Source organism: Chryseobacterium sp. Leaf394, assembly GCF_001424105.1.
Classification (GTDB): domain Bacteria; phylum Bacteroidota; class Bacteroidia; order Flavobacteriales; family Weeksellaceae; genus Chryseobacterium.
This window is the reverse complement of sequence record NZ_LMQH01000004.1, coordinates 26,836-48,057: the sequence shown is the minus strand read 5'-3', so window position 1 is coordinate 48,057 and position 21,222 is coordinate 26,836. Positions and strand designations below refer to the sequence as shown.

General features: G+C 34.7%; 19 protein-coding genes. 1 reads left to right on the top strand and 18 read right to left on the bottom strand.

Going from position 1 to position 21,222, the window contains the following annotated elements; all coding sequences use genetic code 11:
• Nucleotides 1–19: 19 nt before the first annotated feature.
• The gene (locus ASG21_RS00925) at nt 20–1,183 is read left to right on the top strand and encodes a Pycsar system effector family protein (protein ID WP_056074707.1); all 1,164 of its coding nucleotides are present in this window, start codon (nt 20–22) and stop codon (nt 1,181–1,183) included.
• A gap of 72 nt (nt 1,184–1,255) precedes the next feature.
• On the opposite strand, the gene ASG21_RS00920 is transcribed toward ASG21_RS00925, so the two are convergent.
• The 18 genes from ASG21_RS00920 to nuoH form a co-directional block, all read right to left on the bottom strand.
• Nucleotides 1,256–3,547 (bottom strand): GAF domain-containing protein, encoded by a 2,292-nt coding sequence (locus tag ASG21_RS00920; protein ID WP_056074705.1) that lies wholly within the window; start codon nt 3,545–3,547, stop codon nt 1,256–1,258.
• Nucleotides 3,548–3,687: 140 nt separating this feature from the next.
• A complete protein-coding gene (locus tag ASG21_RS00915; RefSeq protein WP_056074703.1) occupies nt 3,688–4,344 on the bottom strand; it encodes a hypothetical protein in 657 nt (218 codons plus the stop codon).
• Nucleotides 4,345–4,479: 135 nt separating this feature from the next.
• Nucleotides 4,480–5,445, bottom strand: a complete 966-nt coding sequence (locus ASG21_RS00910) for a DUF3828 domain-containing protein (RefSeq protein WP_157844497.1) — start codon at nt 5,443–5,445, stop codon at nt 4,480–4,482.
• 45 nt (nt 5,446–5,490) lie between these two features.
• A complete protein-coding gene (locus ASG21_RS00905; RefSeq protein WP_056074699.1) occupies nt 5,491–6,624 on the bottom strand; it encodes an SH3 domain-containing protein in 1,134 nt (377 codons plus the stop codon).
• 881 nt (nt 6,625–7,505) lie between these two features.
• Complete coding sequence (locus tag ASG21_RS00900) at nt 7,506–8,378, bottom strand: hypothetical protein (protein ID WP_128414177.1); 873 nt, start codon at nt 8,376–8,378, stop codon at nt 7,506–7,508.
• 10 nt (nt 8,379–8,388) lie between these two features.
• Complete coding sequence (locus ASG21_RS00895) at nt 8,389–8,763, bottom strand: ankyrin repeat domain-containing protein (RefSeq protein ID WP_056074694.1); 375 nt, start codon at nt 8,761–8,763, stop codon at nt 8,389–8,391.
• A 253-nt stretch (nt 8,764–9,016) separates the two neighbouring features.
• Nucleotides 9,017–10,975, bottom strand: coding sequence for a hypothetical protein (locus tag ASG21_RS20395; protein WP_199767865.1), 1,959 nt, complete (start codon nt 10,973–10,975; stop codon nt 9,017–9,019).
• A gap of 14 nt (nt 10,976–10,989) precedes the next feature.
• Nucleotides 10,990–11,214: a hypothetical protein gene (locus tag ASG21_RS00885; RefSeq protein WP_056074692.1), complete on the bottom strand. Its 225-nt coding sequence runs from the start codon at nt 11,212–11,214 to the stop codon at nt 10,990–10,992.
• 114 nt (nt 11,215–11,328) lie between these two features.
• Nucleotides 11,329–12,063 (bottom strand): DUF4280 domain-containing protein, encoded by a 735-nt coding sequence (locus ASG21_RS00880; RefSeq protein ID WP_128414176.1) that lies wholly within the window; start codon nt 12,061–12,063, stop codon nt 11,329–11,331.
• A 1-nt stretch (nt 12,064) separates the two neighbouring features.
• Complete coding sequence (locus ASG21_RS00875; RefSeq protein ID WP_056074690.1) at nt 12,065–13,090, bottom strand: LysM peptidoglycan-binding domain-containing protein; 1,026 nt, start codon at nt 13,088–13,090, stop codon at nt 12,065–12,067.
• A gap of 154 nt (nt 13,091–13,244) precedes the next feature.
• Nucleotides 13,245–14,636 carry an NADH-quinone oxidoreductase subunit N gene (locus ASG21_RS00870; protein ID WP_056074687.1) on the bottom strand — a complete coding sequence of 464 codons (1,392 nt, stop codon included), beginning with the start codon at nt 14,634–14,636 and terminating at the stop codon, nt 13,245–13,247.
• Between the two features lie 114 nt (nt 14,637–14,750).
• Nucleotides 14,751–16,244, bottom strand: a complete 1,494-nt coding sequence (locus ASG21_RS00865) for an NADH-quinone oxidoreductase subunit M (protein ID WP_056074684.1) — start codon at nt 16,242–16,244, stop codon at nt 14,751–14,753.
• A complete protein-coding gene (nuoL, locus tag ASG21_RS00860; protein ID WP_056074682.1) occupies nt 16,244–18,157 on the bottom strand; it encodes an NADH-quinone oxidoreductase subunit L in 1,914 nt (637 codons plus the stop codon). The genes ASG21_RS00865 and nuoL overlap by 1 nt, the downstream gene beginning before the upstream one ends.
• A gap of 3 nt (nt 18,158–18,160) precedes the next feature.
• On the bottom strand, nt 18,161–18,490 hold the full coding sequence (gene nuoK, locus ASG21_RS00855; protein ID WP_056034936.1) for an NADH-quinone oxidoreductase subunit NuoK: 330 nt from the start codon (nt 18,488–18,490) through the stop codon (nt 18,161–18,163).
• Nucleotides 18,491–18,494: 4 nt separating this feature from the next.
• The gene (locus ASG21_RS00850; RefSeq protein ID WP_056074680.1) at nt 18,495–18,992 is read right to left on the bottom strand and encodes an NADH-quinone oxidoreductase subunit J; all 498 of its coding nucleotides are present in this window, start codon (nt 18,990–18,992) and stop codon (nt 18,495–18,497) included.
• Complete coding sequence (locus ASG21_RS00845; RefSeq protein ID WP_056074678.1) at nt 18,992–19,549, bottom strand: NADH-quinone oxidoreductase subunit I; 558 nt, start codon at nt 19,547–19,549, stop codon at nt 18,992–18,994. Before ASG21_RS00845 ends, ASG21_RS00850 begins: the two co-directional genes overlap by 1 nt.
• 91 nt (nt 19,550–19,640) lie before the next feature.
• A complete protein-coding gene (locus tag ASG21_RS00840; protein ID WP_056074676.1) occupies nt 19,641–20,030 on the bottom strand; it encodes a four helix bundle protein in 390 nt (129 codons plus the stop codon).
• A gap of 80 nt (nt 20,031–20,110) precedes the next feature.
• Nucleotides 20,111–21,172 carry an NADH-quinone oxidoreductase subunit NuoH gene (gene nuoH, locus ASG21_RS00835; protein WP_056074673.1) on the bottom strand — a complete coding sequence of 354 codons (1,062 nt, stop codon included), beginning with the start codon at nt 21,170–21,172 and terminating at the stop codon, nt 20,111–20,113.
• Nucleotides 21,173–21,222 lie beyond the last annotated feature (50 nt).

Below are 21,222 nucleotides of genomic sequence, written 5' to 3'. Positions count from 1 at the left end.
ACATTAAGAAAAATCTGCAATGAATATTTTAGATAAGGCTAAAAATCACGTAGAAAGCTTATTCAAAGATAAGTTATCTTCGGTTTACTTTTACCATAATTTTATTCACACCTCTTTTGCCGTCCAGAAAGCGGAAGAGATCATTAAACACAGCCAAATTTCTGAGGTTGAAAGAGAAAAAATAATTCTTGCTTTGTGGTTTCACGACGTGGGATTTACCGACTGTAATGCCGAGGGACACGAAGAAAGAGGAGCGGTTTTGATGAAAGATTTCCTTAAAAAAGATAATTTTTCTGATGAATATATTGACGAAGTTTCAAATCTGATTCTTGCAACCCAAAAATACCATCAGCCTAAAGGTTTTCTTGAAATGATCATGAAGGATGCAGATTTCAGTCATTTTGCGAGTCCTTTTTATAATGATTCCGCAGAAGCTTTGAGAAAAGAGTGGGAACTCACCGGAGGGCCATGTTTTTCCACCGATGAGTGGAACGAAATGAACATAGATTTCCTCAAAAATAAACATCAGTATTTTACCGATTACGCGAAAGAAAACTGGGAGCCTTTAAAGCTTAAAAACGTAAAAAAAATCGAGAAAAAATTGGAAAAAGAGGATAAGCCTAAAAAAGATAAGTCTGAGAAAAAAGAAGAAAAATCCGATAGAAGTGTTGATACCCTTTTCAGAGTTACCTTAAATAATCATACTAGACTGAGTGATATTGCAGACAGCAAAGCGAATATTTTGCTTTCTGTGAATGCAATTATCATTTCGGTTGGTCTTTCAGTTTTGGTTCCAAAACTGGATACTCCAAAAAATACGCATTTGATTATACCCACATTTTTGCTCTTATTGTCAAGTGTTCTGACCATTATTTTTGCGATTCTTTCTACGAAACCTAATGTGACGAAGACCAATTTTACAAAGCAGGATATCGCAGACAGAAAGGTGAATCTTTTGTTCTTTGGTAATTTTCATCAGATGATTTTTGACGATTTCCAAAATTCGATGAGGGATTTAATTAAAGACAGGGAATATATTTATGATTCTATGATGAAAGATTTATATTTTTTGGGTAAAGTTTTAGATCGGAAATATAAGTTACTTTCAATTACCTATCAGATTTTTATGGCAGGAATCATTATTTCTGTGCTGTCTTTTGCGTATGCTTTTATGACTTTGTAGCTTAGTGATTTCGCCCTTTCAGGTTTTTATTAAAAATTATTCAAATTGAGTGACTTTAATATAAAGTTTAATTTAAGCCAGAGAAACCCGCATCGCCAACAATCCGGAAGCGCCCTGAAGATCTTCCACGCGCAATAATTCAACATCATTTTTCAGAATTCCGATTTTCTGAAGTCTGGAAATATAATTGAGATATTCCTTTTGGTTTTCCATACCGAAATAGACGATGGTGATTTTTCCGGGACAGGTAATTCTTTCGGTGGAATCTTTAATTTTTGCTTTTTCAAGACGTTTTTTAATGATTTCATAGAACGAATTGTGGGCACCGTCTACATCAAATCTTTTTTCATCCATACGGAAACGGATATCTATTCTTTCGTTGTAAACAAAAATGAGAGAAGCAATTTCAAGTGATATAGCAAGTTGGGTGCTGAAGTTTTCGAAATCATGCTCGATTCTGCAGATGGTTTTCAGTTGCCAAAAGCGTAATTCACTGAGCTGTCTCTGTGAATATTTGATTGATGGACTTAGATTTTGCCCGATGTAAAGATTGTGCTCAACACCGTCAGATTTAAATCTTTCATAATAATGTGGGTAAATCTCCTGTGCTTCTACCTGACTTTCATCTAAAATATCAGCAATTTTCCTGTTGATAAGTGTAATCGATTCATCCAGTTTTCTGCGGTTGGAGTAGAAAAGACTGTTGACAGAATAGACTTTTGAAAAGTAATCTTTAATGTTCTGCATCGATGTCATTTCCAGCTCTGCCTGTAAAAAGGGATGGATTTCTTCCCTCAGAAAATGCTGAAATCTCTGTTCAGTATCTGCTTTAAAATCATTATTGAGTTCGTTTTCGAAAACATCAAGCGCTAAAAGATATTTTTCGCTTTCAGGAAAATTCAGGTCAGAGAAAAGCTGATGAAGACAGTCTATCTGTTCGTTAAGATCGTCCAGCATCAGATGAAAACGCTTGTCTGAAGATGAACGGATATCTGAAACTCCAAACAAAGGACTGAGATTTTTGAAACTGATCTCTCTTAAAGTATATAATTTCCGCTGAAGTGAAGCGTTGAAATATTTTTCAGCCTCATTTCTGAATTTCCAGATAACAGAATTGTGGATTGTGGTATATTCTCGCTGGATAATGGCCTCAATCTGATTGTCGCGTTCGTGTTTGAAACGGTTGAGTGAAAAGATCAGAATATCGCTCAGAGAATCCAGTTTTTTAAGTTTAAGTCCATTAAAGCTTCCGGCAATTTCTGATGTAAATTCCATTAAAGCCAAAACTTCGCCTTCGTGAACGATCGGGATGACCATGAAACTTTTGATATTGTTCTTTGCAAGCACCGAAAAGTTGGGTGTATTTTTGATCTCATCATCAAAATGATCCACATCCGAAATCACAATCGGTTTTGGATTGTATTTCAGATTCTGAAAAGCTGTTTTCTGAATTTTCTCATCATAAAGATTAATCCAGAAATCAAGAAGGTAATTACTGAAAACATTTTCGTAGATCGGAAGTTTTTCCAGCTTCTGATGCTGGTGATCCATGAGCATCAGTCCAAAATTCAGCTCGGCAACATCAAAATAAGATTTAAAAATTTCTTTTAAATTCTCATTCGGCAGCGGATTTTCCGGATCGATCTGGATCATCGTTGATTTCAAATCCGATAACGCTACTTCTGCAGTACAGTCTACGAGAGAAAAAATATTGAAGCCTTTCAGCATCCACGATTGCGGCGGAAAATGTTTTTTCCAGAGACTCACATCATCCAGATTTTCAAGAAGAATCTCGATTTCACTGTCGGTTGGAAAGTTTTTCTGATCTATCGGTATAATCTCTGAGAAATCTGAATTTACCGTAATTTTATAATGTCTGATGATTCCGTGCTGATCGGGAATATCATAGTAAAATGGAATTATAAATTTAATATCTTTTTTAAAATAAAGCTGAACGATGATGCAACAGGAAAGCACATACATCTCATCCTGCGTCATATCACGGAACTCAAGTGTGAAATTGTGCCCAGCATCTGAAAGTATTTTTCTGAACCGCTCTGTGTAATTGAAGGAAATATCTGTAAAAGGTATACTTGCCGCTTTGATTTCATTGTGTGTAAGACCGGTGGGGAAGAGGTCTGCCAGCAACATTCTGATAAGATCCTGATGTTTGGTCAGTAAAGAAAAATCCTGCGAACCTTCACAAAGTTCGGGAAATTTTTTGAATCTTTCGATCACCGATTCGGCATAATTTACCCGGTATTCAAGTCTGTCGTTGTAGCGGATATGCTCCAGCACATCCAAATATTTTTTGAACGATAAATAAACCTGAAACGGACTTTCTTCCTGCAAAAACTCTGGCACTGATGAAAAATTTGGAGGTTAAAGGTAGGGAAATTAATGAAAATCTGAATGATGATTTTTAGCTTAGGCATGTCTGAAAAACAAAAAAAAATACAATCCGGAAATTGTATTTTATGAATTGTAAAAGAGAAGATTTAAAATTAACCTCCCATCCTTGCCATTTCTTCTTCTGTCATTACCTTGTACCCTTCAGGAATAGTAAGGTTGAAAACTGCTGGCGAAACGGTTTTGTCGAAGTTTGTTGCCTCAAAACGGACATTCATTCCCTGCTGCATTGTAGAAAATTCCAAAGGAACCCCTTCAAGACCGTTGGAGAACTGTTCCTGACCTGCTAACGTTGTTTTAATATCTGTTGTTACCCATAAAACTGAGTCGGCACCTTTTCCTTCAGGATCTTTGATTACATACTTTTTACAGTTGAAACCCAGAATTTTTTTCGTTTCAGAAGTTGCAACCGGCTTTCCGATTTTATCGGTATCTACTTTCTTTTTAGAAATAGATTCTACGTTGTTGGCAATTTTCTGACCCATTACTTCAACCAGAATAATACCTTTATCTGCCTTAGTATCCATTACGCTTTTCATTTTCATAAAGCTGCCCATCATAACATCCGCTGCAGATTTGTCTTTCATAAAATAAAGCTTCATTGTAGAACCCTGCATCATAGGAAGAGCGGCTGCCATTTGTGGATTGTCGCTTGAAAAATCCATTTTGTAGGTAAGCTGACCTTCGGTGGTTTGTGCTGATAATGTTCCTAAAGAAAGAATCATCATCAACGTAAGAACAAGTGATTTCATTGTTTTTTGATTTAATATTTATTGTGCTTAAAGATAGGGAGATTTTTTCTGTCGAGGAGAGTTTTGTTGAATTATAAATACCATATTGATATCTGTTTTCAAATATTGATAGAATTATTTTAATAATGATTCAGATTATTTTTTAATAATTGTGTCAGGATTAAATTCTGCAAAAGTTATTTTACCGAAGTCTTTTTCAGAATATTCAGATTTTATTTCTTTTTCATCTCCAGAATTTCTATCAGTTGTAATAGTAGAATATTTATGAAGAAAAATTCCGTTTTTTGAATGATCATATTTAAAAGTTGTGAAACTTTTCTCAATAAAATTTCCTTGTCCGTTTGCCTGTTCAACCGTAAAGTAATTATTTTTAACTTTAATATCTGAAAATCCTGACGCTACATTATCCGGAAAATAAGGAAGAATAATTTTGCTGTTTGTATATGTTAAAAAATTACTTCCATCATTTAGCCTGACAGTCACTTTAAAGAGTTTAGAGTCTGTGGGTTTTATTTCTTTATTCCAATCTGTTCCGTAGATAGAAATTATATCCTGTTTTCCATCCTGATTGATATCTGTTTTTATCTCTTGAATCAGTTTATATCCATCAAAATTTGAATCTTCTTTTGTGGTTAGACCTGATTCTACAAAGTTCAAATGATCATCATTCAATATTGCATCAATCAAAAAATCCCCTTCCTGATTTTGTTTTAACAGCAAATCTACATTGGTTCGTTTTTCATCTGTTCCTCCGAATAATAAAAAACTTGCTCTATATTCATTCCGTTTATTTAAAGGTTTTATTTCAAGTGTTTTTCTAATAATGTTTGCGTCATAGTCCTGTCCTTTAATGAACGGGTCATAATCCAAAATAAGATTTTCAGGATTTGATGTTAAACTTTCAATTCTTTTTAAAACTCTTTCTGATACGTATTTTTTCTTTAAATCTTCATTGTCTGCATCATTTCCGTACATTGAAAAGTAGAACTCTTTTAGTGTAGAAATTGCCTCTTTTGAACTATTTTTTACCTGTAAGCTATCTTGAGTTGACAGCGTGTGAGTTGCTTTTGCTTCCTGTCTGCAACCAATTAAAAATGACATTATTAAAAAACCAAAAATTATTTTATTTCCCGTCATTATTTTTTGCTAATTTGATCTTATTCTGCTTTTGTGTATATAGCCTTGATTACCTTCATTGGTTTTCACCAAAAGCCAATCGCCGGATTTGTCTAAAACCTGGATTTGTTCGCCGGATTTGATTTGCTGTAAAATTTCTGATGATGTACTTTTTTCTTTGCGGAGATTTGTGAAGCCGTCGGGATCATTAACCTTGTTTGCACTAAACTTTTCTTCAAGAAGATTAATTATTTTATCTATTTTCGAGTTTGATGTGAGATAGCTTTCGTACCCATCTTCTTTATTTGTTTGGATTTTATCTTTTGCTTCTTGTTTTGCTTTCGAAGAAATGAGCAAATCTTTTTGAGAGACAATGTACATATTATTTACTAATGTCTTCACAGCATTATAATCTTCCTGGTTAATCGCTTGCTCCATTAAACTATTTAACTCGCGGGTATCTATTTTATATTTTGTGATAAAATACTGTAACCAACTGCTATCTGTATAGTATTGTAAATCGAAAAAAGTTTCATTATTAATCAGATAGGTGAGGTTTTCTATTTCAAAATCTTGAGGTGAAGGATTTTCAGAAAGATAAATCTCCAAATTTTTCTTAAAAGAATTGACTTCAGGCGTATTATCATTCAAGTTGTTTGGATTAAACTTAATACTAGTTCCTTCATTAAAAAGGTCTGTAAATTTTATTTTTGTAGTCATAGTGCTTTCTTTTTTTTTGTTTATGCAGTTCAAAAAATCTCTAAAAAATTTTTCATTTGTTTTTATTTTCTTAAAATTTGGATCAATAGGATCTAATGCATTTAGTGAGAGATAAAGTGCATCTTTTTTGGGTGGAATTATGAACCAACCAACAACGCTTTCAACAATATTTTTATTTTGAGGGCCGTCCGATAAATTGTTTTGTACAAAAGCTTTTAGTATAATAGTATCATTTCTTACAGTATCAATTCTAATATTATATTTTTCTTTTATCTCAAAATCACTAGTATAAAGTAACTGCAAGAGAATTTGCTCGCAGTCATAAGACTTTTTAGTCACTCCGGTTGGAATCCCTTTGTCATATGATTCGCTTTTTTTTGTGCATGATAATACATTAAACGTAATCAAAAATGTAACAAGAATAAGGACATGTATATTTTTCATATTATATAAAACTATTAACAATTCGAGGAATTGTTTTATTAATATTATTTACATAATCAGCTTGTCTGTTAACATCAGTCGTATGCCATCTCCCAATGTTCCCATTATGCCTTACCAAAAACTCTGCAACATAAACCATTCCTGCCTCGACAGACGGAAATTGGACATATCTTTTTTTTCTGCTTTCTCCCCAAAGTTCTGCACAAATCTGTCCTACTTTATTGCTAAACTCACAACATACCTTATTTCCTCAGATTAAGTCATACTGCTTACAGAAATATTTCTCCTCTTTCGCCTCCTGCACCACCGCCGGCGATTTCCCATCCGGCACCTGCACAGTAGGAAGTTGCTCTTTTATCAGGGTTCCTTTGGATTCCATCCAGTCCCTAAGTTCTTTTTGATTATTCAAAAGCAATATCTTTAGACCCTTTTTCCTCCTGTATGCTTAGAGGTTTGTCTGGGAAGGAGATTCTTTAGCTTTTGGAATAGTTTCCGCAGGATCATCTATTATCTCTCCGATTATGGGAGGAAGCGGATTTTTGACGTTAATATTATCTGTTGCGTATTGCGAAATGTATAAATGTATTTTTCATAGTAAGTTATATATAATCTTTAATAGCATCGAATACAACCTGTCCTTCTCCACTTTGTTTGGGAGCTAAATGTTCGTGGCAATCTATTTTCCTGTTATCCAAATTATAATATTTTAACAAAGCTTTTACAAGGCAGGCTACAGATTTTGCTTGCGGCTCTGTTAGTTCTTCCCATTCAATTCCATAAATCTTTTGCTTTGGCTGCTACAATGTATCAAAGCCTTTTTCATGCTTGGAGGTTTGTTTTGTGCAAGGGAGCCAGTGATGCTTTTAGCTATTATTTAAAAATTATTTCGTCCTATAATAAACTCTTTGAGGGATTTTTGATAAGTCTTTCTTTTGAGATTTCATCAAGGAAATATATTTCTGATAAGCGTCTTTTGCTTTAATACTATCTTTCAAAGACCAATACACATCTCCTAAATTAAGCCATGCAACTACTCTGTCAGGATATTTTTCAACTATACTTTCTAAAATTAATTTTGATGAAATATTAATATTTTCATTTTGTAAATCAAAAGCCAAATTATTTGCAAGTTCTACATTTACAATGTCTAAATTTGGCTGTTTCACATCAGGATAGTTAATATAAAAGTCTTCACGGGATAAGTCATATATTTCTTTACCAAATAATTTTTGCTGATTATCGTATAGAAAAGCTAGTGGATATTTATTAAAGACGTCATTTACATTTGAGGCTAATGATTGTATATCATCAAAACTTTTATCTTCCATCATATATTTTTTAAAGTATACTTTTGTAAAAGAAATTCCTTCTCTGCCATATTTTAGAGTTTCTTTCTTTATGAGTCTTAATCCTTTAGCTGAATATACAAAATCATATTTTTCTTTTACTTTCGTTACAGAAGCATTAAATTCATAAAGCAATGAAAATGTATTTTGCTCACCTTGAATAAATTCAGTAGAAATAGACATCTCATCAATAATCAAATTTGAATAGACTTTTATTCTTCCACAGTCTATTATAATATCTTTTTCTTTGACAATAACATTACATAAATTTTGATAATTGGACTTTAAGGTCTCTGTGTTATTAATGTTTTTCAAAACTGTTTTGTTTTGTTTCTCTTTAATACCTGATTCTTTACATGAATAATTAAAGCAAACGATAAAAGAGATTAGTAATAATGTATATTTCATTTTTGTAATATTATTTTTTATATTTTGATAACAATTTTTTCCAATTACCACCTTTGGATGACAATAAAGTTTCAATTGTTTCTCCCTTATTATTTTTAATATCAGTTTTTGCTCCATTTTCAATTAATAATTCTGAAATTGTAATGTTATTATTATTTATTGCTGATAATAGAGGAACATATGTATAATCAGAGTCTTCAACATCAATAGGGTTGACATTAGCTCCGTTTTTAATTAGTAATTCTACGATTACAATTTGATTTAAGTTTGTAGCTAATACAATGGGAGTCAAACCTTCCTCTGTATATATTTTATTTACATCTGTACCCCTTAGTATTAAAAAATTTGTAATTGGCACATGTTTATTTTCAATTGCAACATACAATGCATCAAATTCATATATATCATCTGTTTTTGCAATATTAATATTTGCCCCTTTAGAAATTAATTCTTTTAACTTAGTAAGATTATTTTTTTACATGCAATACCTACTTTAGTGTATTGATAACCATCATCTTGTTTGAATAGTTCATCTAAATTGTTATTCTCTGTAATTTGGTCGGTGCGTGATATTTTTGGCTCTTGACAACTGACTAAAATACTAATAGCTGTGATAAGTATTAATATATATGTTTTTTTCATGGTATTTTTATTTCTACATGTATTGCGGGTTCTTTAGTATCATATCTAATTTTACTATTGTTAACAACATTATTAAGAGGATGAATAATTTTGGTAACAGCTGAATCTTTTACTAATTCACGAATTAAATCTCGAGGATTTTTAACGCCTTTAGAATAAGAAATATCAATAATATTGTTTTTACTATAGGTTTCTTTTGAAACACAATGTAATGATACTCTTTGTCCGCTTTCTGAAAGTTCTATAATTTTTCTGTCCATATCAGAAATAATTTTTTCTTTGGAATTACCTTTACTTTTACCAGCATTAAAAACAGTTATGACTTCTCTTCCAGGTGCTGCATATCTAATATGATTTCCATTACTTTCATTACTGTACATAACTTCTGCTTGTTTCCTCGTTGATCTTATGGTACTAGTTATTATTAGCTTATCATTTGCTGAATTTTTTGCTGCTTTCTCTAATAACGAAATGGTAAACTGACTAACAACACTTACTCTTTCCTCACTTAGACCAGAATCAAAAAAAACAATCTTACCACTTAATGCTGGTTTTTGTTGAGAACCTTCTTGAGTTTTTGCGCAGTTACATTCTTTTATTTTTAAACATTTTTCAATTTTTTCTGCGTATCCAGCGATAGAATTCGCTTCATCTGTTCCGTTAATAACTCTTCTTGCATTTACATAATCTTTTTTGCTGTCAGATATATAGTTAGCGAGCTTTACTCCAGTAAATATTCCTTTTTCACTTCCATATATCATTATCTTGACAGCTAACTCATGATTTAAAGCGTTACTCCTGTTGTCTACAAGATTAACCCCAAATTTATCTTGCATTTTTTGATAATTATCTTTCCAAGTTAATTGGACATATCCTCTACCATAATATTTTGCTCCGTCGCCTTCTTTTGTATTTCCATTATTTTTTGCCATTTTTCTACGCTTTTCATTTTTGCCAAGGACGGGATCATACATTTCTTCAAAATATTTTTTTCTTACATTCCAACTCAACCAATTTGCTTCTTCAATTGGATCAAAACTATGACCAGTTTCATGTTTGGCAGTAGCTAACATATACGCAATGTGATACTTATTACAACATCGACTTTCGTTAGAGTAATATTCTGAAGTACTTTTAAACATTCTTCGCAAACTGACTTTAACCAAATCTGAAAGTGGAATTAGTTTTCCTTGTTTATTATAACGTGGAAATTCTTTTTCATAATTTGTTAAGAAAAATTCCTCATCTATAATACAACATTCTTTGTCTTCTCTCTTGGCAACTGCAGTCTCCTTCACAACCGCCGGCGATTTCCCATCTGGATGTTGCACAGTAGGAAGTTGTTCTTTTATAATGGTTCCTTTTGCTTCCAACCAATCCCACAGCTCTTTTGCTTTATCTACAGCAATATCTCCAATTCCTTTTTCCTCTTTCATGCTCGGAGGTTTCTGTTCTGCTGGAGAGTTTTTAGCTTTTGGGATAGTTTCAGCAGGGGAATCTCTTACTTCTCCATTAATAGGAGGAAGAGGATTGTCGATGTGAATATTCTCTGTTGAATGTTTCTTTTTAGCATAATATTCTACCGTAACATAAAATTCCAGTTTCTTCGCGTCTGCTTCACCTTGCATGGTCTTATGGATCAATGCGCGGGTAAGCATAAATTCAGCAACGGCTACACCATTTTTATCCACTTTTGCTTTTTTGGTTAGAATCAGCTTGTTATTAGGATGATGACCTTCTCCCTGAGCATCATCTTCCCACAAGGTAAAAGAAAGCTCTTTCATTAGCATATTGGTACAGTAAGCTTTTGCCCGCAGCTTTTCCATGAAGCTAAAGGTAGTACCTTCTGTGTCATCTACATAAAACAATTCTACCTTATTAATAACCGGAATTTTGCTGGGCTGAGGATGAATAATTAATCCGCCTCCCTCCGAAGCATAGAGATAGGCTTCCAATTTATACACTGACCCTACTGCATTTTCGCCAAAAGTAAATTCGCTGATTCCTTTTTCCTGATGTTGGTACTTGTAAAATTACCATTTTTTCTCTGTTTGAAGAGTTCCCAGGTTACAAGTTTAGGATTTCTTTTTTCTGCTTCTGTATCAGGATACCATCCTGTAACGTGATAGATATATTTTTCTCCTACAACAGGTTTTACAGTTCCTGAAATTTGTGATACGCCTTTTTTTTCCATGATTGTATGTTTTTATTTACCAGGCATCTTCATTGTTACCATTTACTTCCTCCCTAAACTCCTCAAAATCCACCAAAGGATTATACACATGCTGCTCCCGGGAATCTGCTTTCTCTACATTGCTTTTCCGATTTCGCTCTGCTGACCATGTTTAAAAATGGTTATTTTTCCACCTGTTCTGCACATCAGTTCAGAAATTTCGGTGAGGCAACTTTTACCCATGACTTTCACTTTGTCATAGGTTTTTGTCCATTTTCCGGCAGGGGCATATGAGCAGGGTAGGTATCCGCCTGAAGTTGGTTTTAGTTTGCAGTTTCCGAATGGCGTTGCGGCAGGCTCAAAGGTGAGATCATCTTCAGTGACTGCGAGATAGTCGGCCTCGCCATCGGCGTCATTCCAATAGTGTTTTTGATGACTGGTCACTTTGAACTTTGGAAATTTAAAACCCTGATTACACTGACACATTCCTTTCTGAATGACAAAATATTTACCATCATGATCGCTGGGAGTACTTTCTTGTTCTTCTTCTGTTTTTCCACCTGTTGTATCATTTTCTTTTTTCTCATCCGTTAAATATTCTTCTTTTATATTCTCTGATTGATCATCAAAGCCATTTTCAGGGCTGATATTACTGTCATCAAAATCTGCGTCAGATGATAATTCTTCATTCATAAATTGAGGGTCTTCAGGAATCATAATCCGAGTTCGCGCTGGAATTTTTCCGTGAATAAGATTTTCTTGGGAGCAGTTAAGATTGTGGTAAGTTTTCAAATAAAATTCATCTTTGATCTGAAACTTTTTCGCAATCCCAGCAAATGAATCATCGGGTTGGGTAATGTAGGTTTTCATATCAATTTTGTGTTATGTTTAATGTATGTTTTTGAAATAATTCGCCCTGAAACCAAATTGATACAGACGATTTTACTTCCAGCAGCTTTTTCGTAGTCTGACTTGTAAAGTAATGTATGCTGATATCAATTTGTAAAAGATCATTTTCATTTTCATCTTCGATTCGCACACCTTTTATAAGTTCCCGAAGACTGCAATTTTCCCATAGGCTTGCGGAAATTACTGTTTCTGAAATACCATCATCCTGAAGTTGATTTTCAGTTTTACATTCAAATTCCAAAGGAAAAGAATTGGGGTAGATTACAAATTTATCCTGCCAAACCGATTTTTTATGAAACCATATCAGGTTGGGGAATAAAATCTGATGTATCAAAGCAGATTGAATCTGCTTTAAAAAGTAATCTTCGTCTGAAATATTTTGCTCAAATGTATTCAGATATTTTCTTGCAATTTCTCCAATATAAAAATCTTCAATGTCACTTCTTTTAGATTTGAATTTCTCAACTGTGATTTGATGTTCATAGCAAGATTCCAGTTTGCCGTTATCGGAAAGTTGAAACGAAATGGGGTAGAGACTTTTCATACATTCCAATGACAGCAAAGAAATTTTATCATCCGGAATATTGCCATTTTTTGTGTAATCTTTTACTGCAACATCAACGACAAATCTGCTTTCAATTTCTCTAAAATTTAAATCAGTTGTATAATTTATTTTCAAGTCTTCTTTTCCGGTCTGCTCAATGATTTCTTCAACAGAATATTGACTGAGATGAAAATTGGGATGGTAATTTTCTGCAGGCAGTAACTTTCTTAGCTGAACTTGTTTTTCTTCTTCAGTAATAAAATTTGTAGGAATCAACACGACCTCAATTCCCTGAAGATTGTTGACCCAAAGTTTAGGCAGGTTTCCGCAGTTTTGATTGTGAAAATCTTTCAGGTCAGTTTCAGAAATATTAATTCTTTTCGCCAGTGAACTTAGGTTGTCATCAGGACGAACTTTGTGTTTGATAAAATTTTGCGATATCATCAGTGTTTATTTTTTTCATCATTATAAACTTAAAGAATTTTCTCCAATAATTTTGTAGTAGTTCTACTACAAGTGATATTAAAATTTCTTCCGGACAAAAAAACCTTCCAAAATAATTTGAAAGGTTAATTTATTTTTTTAAAAGAGAATTTTCTTATCCTGCGAACGCAAAAACTTTAGCAAACAAATCGGGGAAAACTCCGAATACAACGAGTGATGCAATGACAAAAACTGCTACGATGTTGTAAGTGATTGTTGCTTTTTCTGCTGTTTTAAATGTGGTTTCTTTGAAGAAGAACATAGCGATGATCAGTCTTAAATAATAAGCAATTGAAATCGCTGAGCCTAAAACGGCTACCAATACGATTCCTACATTATCATCATTTCCTAAAGCCTGTGCAAATAATGAAAATTTACCCATAAAACCAGCAGTTAAAGGAATTCCTGCCATTGAAAGCAGAGATATTGAAGTGGCTACTGCAAGAAGAGGTTCAGATTTCGCCAGACCTTTAAATGCTTCGTAAGATGCTTCTTTCTTGATTTTTTCAACATAAATAAGACACATAAACACACCTACCGTTGCCAGTGAATAAGCAAAAAGGTAAAATGCCAGGGTGTATGTACTCATAGAATTCATTCCGAAGAACACTAGACCAATGTAACCGGCGTGTGATACTGATGAATATGCAAGCATTCTTTTTGCATTGGTTTGCGCAAGTCCCATTACGTTGGCCAAAAGAAGAGTGATGATAACGAAAACGCCCAGAATATCGATCCATTGTTCGGTAACGCCTACAAAACCGATGCTCATCATTTTAAATAAAGCAAAAAATCCTGAGATTTTTACCACGCTCGCCATGAAAGCAGTTACCAGTGAAGGAGAACCGTAATATACATCCGGGCTCCACATGTGGAATGGTGCCAAAGCCACTTTGAAAGACATGGCACAAAGTATCATGATTACTCCAATGGTAAACATAATGCTGTTAGGATTTGCAATACTGAAATCCTGAATGTTCATTAAATCAAAACTTCCGGTGCTTCCGTAAATGAAAGCAATACCGAATAAAAGAAATCCTGTAGCAAAAGCTCCCATCAGGAAATATTTTATTGAGGCTTCATTTGATCTTAAATCTGTTTTGTTTGCCCCTGCAAGTACATACAACGGAATAGATAATATCTCGATTCCGATAAATAATGTTACTAAGTTCTGGAAACCGAAAAGGGTAATCCCACCACAAAGTGCAAAAAGCATCAGGGCATACAGTTCAGACTGATGGCTTCTGTGATTGCTGAATGCAAAACCACCCAGGAAAAACAACAGCAATGTAGTAACCAAAGAAATTTTGGTAAATAATGCTGCATTGTCACTGTAGTTGTACATGACTTTGTACTGGTTCAGAAATTCTGCCTGTGGGAAAAAGCTCACAACCAAAGCGATGATAAGCCCCAGAATACCGATGTATCTCGCCAATTTTCCTTTTTCAAAAACTCCTGAAAACAAAGCTGCAACAGCGGTTAGGAAAACAATTATTAAAACACTCATAGTATGGATTTGAGATTTAAAATTTGAGATTTGAAATTTATCCTATCTAAATTTTTCTGTTCTCTTATTTTTTAAATTATTTAATTAAAATTTATGTCACTCAATCTGAATTTCTTAAGAAATTAGAGATTTGTAAATAAACTGTACAGAAGTTCCTACCATATCGATAACCGGCTGAGGGAAGATTCCCAAAACGATCACAAATACCGCAATACTTGCCAGTACCGAAAATTCTACTGCCGAAAGATCTCTTGCAGTACTCAAAACAGTATCGTCACCCTTTCCGAACATCGCTTTTCCGTAAAATCTAAGAAGATAAGCTGCGCAGAGGATAACCGTAAGACCTGAAATGATACATGCCAGAACACTGAAGCTGAAAATCGATTTAATCAAAATAAATTCACCGATAAAACCATTTGTCAACGGAACGCCCATTGATCCTAAAATAATAATCAGGAAAAGAACAGCAAATTTCGGTGCTACTTTCGCTAAACCACCCATCTGTCTGATATCTCTTGATTTGAATCTCTTGTATAAAATATCACAACAGTAGAAAAGTCCGACAACGTTGATACCGTGAGCAAAAGTCTGTACCAAAGCACCTTCTGCACCTTCCACATTGAAAGTTCCTCTTAAAGTAACAACAGCTGAAGCAAAGATTCCCGCTACCATCAAGCCTACGTGAGAGAATGATGAATAAGCAATAATTCTTTTCATATCAGTCTGAATAATCGCAATTAAAGCACCGTGTACAATTCCTACAATCGCAAGAATGATTACAATCTGTCCGCTGATTCCTAAGATAGCAGTTGGTGTGATTGGTAATAAATATCGTAAAATTCCGTAGATCGCCATTTTCAGCATGATACCTGATAAAAGCATTGATCCCTGAGTAGGAGAGTAGGTGTACGTGTCCGGCTGCCATGTATGGAAAGGGAAAACCGGAAGTTTCACTGCAAAAGCGAAGAAAATCATCCAGAAAACAACCACCTGCTGCGTATCTCCCAAATTGGCATTATATAAATCTGTAAGTGCAAATGATGCTGAATGAATCCCCACATAGATGATTCCTGCAAGCATAAATAATGAACCTACGAAAGTATACACGAAGAATTTTGTAGTAAATTCAAATCTTTTGTTTTCCTGACCCCAAAGAGCCGCAATAAACCAGATCGGAATCAAAGTAACTTCCCAGAAAATATAGAATAACAATCCGTCTAAAGAAGTGAAAACTCCGATAAGACCAAACTGCATCAATAAAATTAGGCCATAGAAAGTATTTCTGTAGCTTACATTTTCATTAAATGATGAAAGAATGATGATCGGCATCAGAATGTTGGTCAGCAACAGAAGAAGTAAACTCATCCCGTCAATCCCAAAATGCAGCGTACTTTTGATAAACTGAGACCATGGATAGTTAATTTCGTACTGCAATACGCTGTCTACGGTAGGTGCAAAGTCAAAATCTGCAGCCACATAGAAGGTTAAGAGCATTTGTACAAGGGCAATCGCCAGTGCCACATATTTGCTGGAAGCATTTTTCCAGGCAAAGACTATTCCCGAACCTACAAGAGGTAAAAGTAATAATGTTAATAGTAAATAAGACATTATTGTAATATAAAGTTAACAATCAATATAATTCCCACAGCTAAAGACATGATGAGAATGTAGGTTTCTACATTTCCGTTCTGGATGCGTTTCATAGATCTTCCGCTGTCTTCAGCACCTTCGCCTACGAAATCTACAGCTTTATCTAAAACGTTTTTGTCAAACATTTTTCCGCCACGTCCCAATCCTTCAACTGTTTTTACAATCAGAGCATTGTAAATTTCGTCTACATATAATTTTTTAGCAGAAAGCCTTTCCCATCCGGTGTATTGCTCTTCCGGTAAAGCCTGTTTCTTTTTGTTGATGTAAATGTTTTTAACGATTAACCAAACGGTAAAGAACATTAAAACTGTCGCACCCAAAAGAATCATTTCAGTTCCGAACGGAACTCCCGATAGAGTAGATTCCATCTGTTTGTAGCTTTCTTCTGTTAAAACAGGTTTAAGCCATTCCATCAGTTTAGCATAATGCCCGTGACCGATGAAGTGAGGAAGGTTGATAAATCCACCTAAAACTGAAAGAACTGCAAGTACGATTAAAGGTAAAGTCATCGTCGATGGACTCTCATGTAAATGATGTTTTTGCTCTTCCGTACCTCTGAACTCTCCATGGAAAGTAAGATAGTACAGTCTGAACATATAAGCTGCGGTAGTTGCTGCCAGTAAAAACAAGATTACCCAGTAAACAGGGTTTTTAGCGAAAGCGGCAACCAAAATTTCGTCTTTAGAAATCATTCCTGAAAGCAAAGGGAATCCTGAGATGGCCAAAGTTCCGATAAGGAATGTAAAATGAGTAATTGGAATATATTTTTTTAAACCTCCCATGAAACGCATATCCTGCTCGTTGCTCATTGCGTGGATTACAGAACCAGCTCCGAGGAACATTAAAGCTTTAAAGAAAGCATGCGTCATAACGTGGAACATTGCTGTGGTATAAGCTCCCAAACCTAAAGCAATAAACATAAAACCAAGTTGTGAAACTGTAGAATATGCCAAGACTTTTTTGATATCGTTTTGTCTGAGTGCATAGAAACCTGCTAAAGCCGCTGTTAAGAATCCGATGAAAAGAATTCCGCCCTGAACGGTTGGTGCTAAAGTGAATAAGAAGTTTGATCTTACCACTAAATAGATACCCGCCGTTACCATCGTTGCTGCGTGAATCAATGCAGAAACCGGAGTCGGACCTGCCATCGCATCCGGCAACCAAGTATACAAAGGAACCTGAGCAGATTTACCTGTCGCTCCGATGAATAAACTCGCGGTAATGAAGATAATGATTGTTCCGTCCAGTTCAAACTGTCCGGCGTTTTGTTTTATAGAAAGGTAATCAATTGCGTTAGTTTGTGAAGCGATCATAAAGATGCCGATCAACAATGCAAGGTCACCAATTCTGTTCATGATGAAAGCTTTTCTCGCAGCTTTACCGTATTCTTCGTTAGTATACCAGAATCCGATCAAAAGATAAGAACAAAGTCCTACACCTTCCCATCCGATGAAAAGGATGAGGTAATTGCTTCCCATTACCAAAAGTAACATGGAGAAGATAAATAGATTTAAATAAGTAAAAAACTTATAGAAACCTTTATCGTGACTCATATAACCGATAGAGTAGAGGTGAATCAGAGATCCGATACCCGTAATAATCATTACCATCATCAAAGAAAGCTGATCAATAAGGAAACCGAAGTTAACTTGAATTCCATTTACTCTGAACCATTCAAAAGCTGTAAAAACCTGTGGCTGGCTTTCAGAATCGAAATTTAAAAATAAATAAACGGCAATTGCAAAAGATCCGAAAACCATTGCTGTAGCCAAAGAACCAACTACAACTTTAGGAAGATTTTTCCCGAAAAGCCCGTTGATGAGAAACCCTAAAAGAGGTAAAAGTATTATTGCATACACTAAATTTTCCATTCTTTATCCTCTTAATTTATTAAATATACTTACATCTACAGAACGGGTATTTCGGTATAGCATTGCAATAATTGCCAGACCTACCGCTACTTCAGCAGCAGCAACTACCATGATAAAGAATACCAGAAGCTGTCCGTCGCTGTTCCCGTTATATGCTGAGAATGCAGCCAGTAAAAGGTTTACAGAATTGAGCATCAGCTCTACACAACCCAACATCACAATCGCATTTTTTCTTACCAATACTCCCAAAACTCCCAGACTGAAAAGTACAGACGAAAGAATAATGAAGTACTCTAAGGGAATGCTTTGCATAAATGTATTTACTTCTCCCATAATTTTATAAATCTTTTTTACCGATTAACACCGCACCTACAATACCAGCCAGAATAAGGATGGAAGCAAGCTCAAACGGCAAAACATATTCGTTAAATAAAAGTCTTCCCAGATTTTTTGTAAGACCAACACCTTTATCTACATTGGCTACCACAACGTGTTTCTGCTCAATACCTCTGAAAACACCTAAAAGCCCGATTAAAAGAAGACCAGCTGTAAAAACTCCGATAAATTTCAATGAACTGGATTTTTTACTTTCATCTTCTTTATTGAGATTAAGCATCATCAGGATGTAAAGGAATAAAACCATGATCGCACCTGCGTAAACGATGATCTGTATGATGGCAAGGAACTGTGCATTCAGAAGAACGTACATTCCCGCGATTGAAAACATTGTAACAATTAATGACAGAATAGCATATAAAGGATTTTTTGCAAATACAAAGTAAACTGCACTTGCCACTGCTAAAAACGCCACCAGGAAAAATAAAAACTGATCCATTATTTTACTGCATTTTTTTGTTTCTCGGACTGTCTTTCAGTAATATCAATCCTTTCATTAATTTTTTCAACTAATTTATCTTTACCGTAGATGAAAGATCCTCTGTTGGTTTCAACATCAACTAAACGGTCTGTAAGATAAATTGCAGATTTCGGACAGGCCTCTTCGCACATACCGCAGAAAATACATCTCAACATATTGATTTCATATACTGATGCATATTTTTCTTCTCTGTAAAGATCTTTTTCTTCTCTGGTTCTTTCAGCAGCAGTCATTGTAATTGCTTCGGCAGGACATGCCACGGCACACAAACCACAGGCTGTACATCTTTCTCTGCCTTCTTCGTCTCTTTTCAGAACGTGCTGACCTCTCCAGATATCTGCTCTCGGTTTCTGTACTTCCGGATAAGAATAAACATTCGGAGCTCGTTTTACAACGGTTCTCACAGCATGTTTGAAAGTAATACCCATACCTTTGAAAATCGCCGGAAGGTAGATTTTTTCAGCAAGGGTCATTTCTTTATTCGAAACAACTTTTGATCTGTTGGTTAATTTCATTATATTATTTGAAATTTGAAGTTTGAGATTTGAAATTTAATTCTGAATAGAATTGTCATAATCATAATTCTCAAGCTTTTAATTATTAACTTTATCTTTTAAATTTATTCCCGTTGTGTTCGGTACTTTTTAAATAATTTATAAATCCTGAAAGTTTTTTAGATAAAGATATTGTCTGCTCTTTTAAAAAACTAAATGTCTCTTCCTCTAAATAATTTCTGTCCAAAGCTCTTATTAATTGCGAGCGAACTTCGCCTGCTGAACCTTTAGACATGGTAAGAAAGTTTATAAATTCTTTATTGCCTTCTCTTTCAAAACCTTCAGCAATATTATCCATAATGGACGCTGAAGCTCTGTCAATTTGATTTTTATCGTGATTTAAAAATTTCGGATTCAATAAACATTCTTTTTGAATCAGCTGACAAAGGCTTCTTGAACTTTGCCAAATTTCTAAATCTTCAAAATTGTTAATCGTTGCCATTCTATTTGAAATTTATTTGTTTAAGATAGTGAAAATCTGTTTTACAAACGAATTTCAAATCTCAAACATCAAATCTCAAATTATTGAAAAGCTAAAATCACCGCTCCTGTAATCATCAAGTTGACCAATGCCAATGGAATCAAAGTTTTCCATCCTAAGTGCATCAACTGGTCGTATCTGAATCTTGGCAACGTCCATCTGATCCACATGAAGATCAGAATTCCGACTACCGTTTTCGTTAAAAATGCTACGATGCTTAAAATTCCTGCGGTATTTTCTCCCCAATTCTGAGTTACCCATTCAATTCCCGGGTAATTGTAACCTCCAAAGAAAAGAACGACCATAAAAGCGTTTGAAATAAACATATTCACATATTCTCCAAACATGTACAAACCTAACTTCATTGAAGAATATTCTGTAGAATATCCGGTTACCAGTTCAGATTCACACTCTGGTAAATCGAAAGGGTGACGGTTGGTTTCTGCCAACGCTGCAACAAAGAAAATAAGGAATGCCAGAGGCTGGTAAAATATATTCCAGTTCATTCCGGAACCGAAAGGGATAATTCCCCAAAGTTTTCCTTCAGCCTGGTTTTCAGTAATTACTTTTAAATCTAAACTTCCTGTCATCATAATGATAGAAAGCAGTGCAAGCCCCATCGCCAATTCGTAAGAAATCATTTGCGAAGAAGCACGGATGGCACCAAGTAGTGAATATTTGTTGTTGGAAGCCCAGCCACCGATCATAATTCCATAAACTCCAATTGAAGCCATACCAATAATGAAAAGTACACCTACATCGATGTTGGCAACCTGTAAGTCATAAGAAACGTCTCCAATGCTCAGTGTTTTACCCCATGGAATAACTGCTCCGGTGATTAATGAAATAAACATTACCAGTGCAGGTCCCAATACAAAAAGAAATTTTTCTGCATTGTGCGGTGTAAAATCTTCTTTAAAGAAAAATTTACCACCATCTGCAAGAGGCTGCAGTAAACCGAATGGCCCAGATCTGTTAGGCCCGATTCTGTCCTGCATAATGGCTGCCACTTTTCTTTCTGCCCAGGTAGAGTAGGCTGCAATCGTTAATGAAAGCAGGAAAAGTGCAAGTACAAGTATTAATTTAAATGTAATTAAATCCATCTTTTATAGTTTGAAATTTGAGATTTGAAGTTTGAGGTTTAAAGTAAACC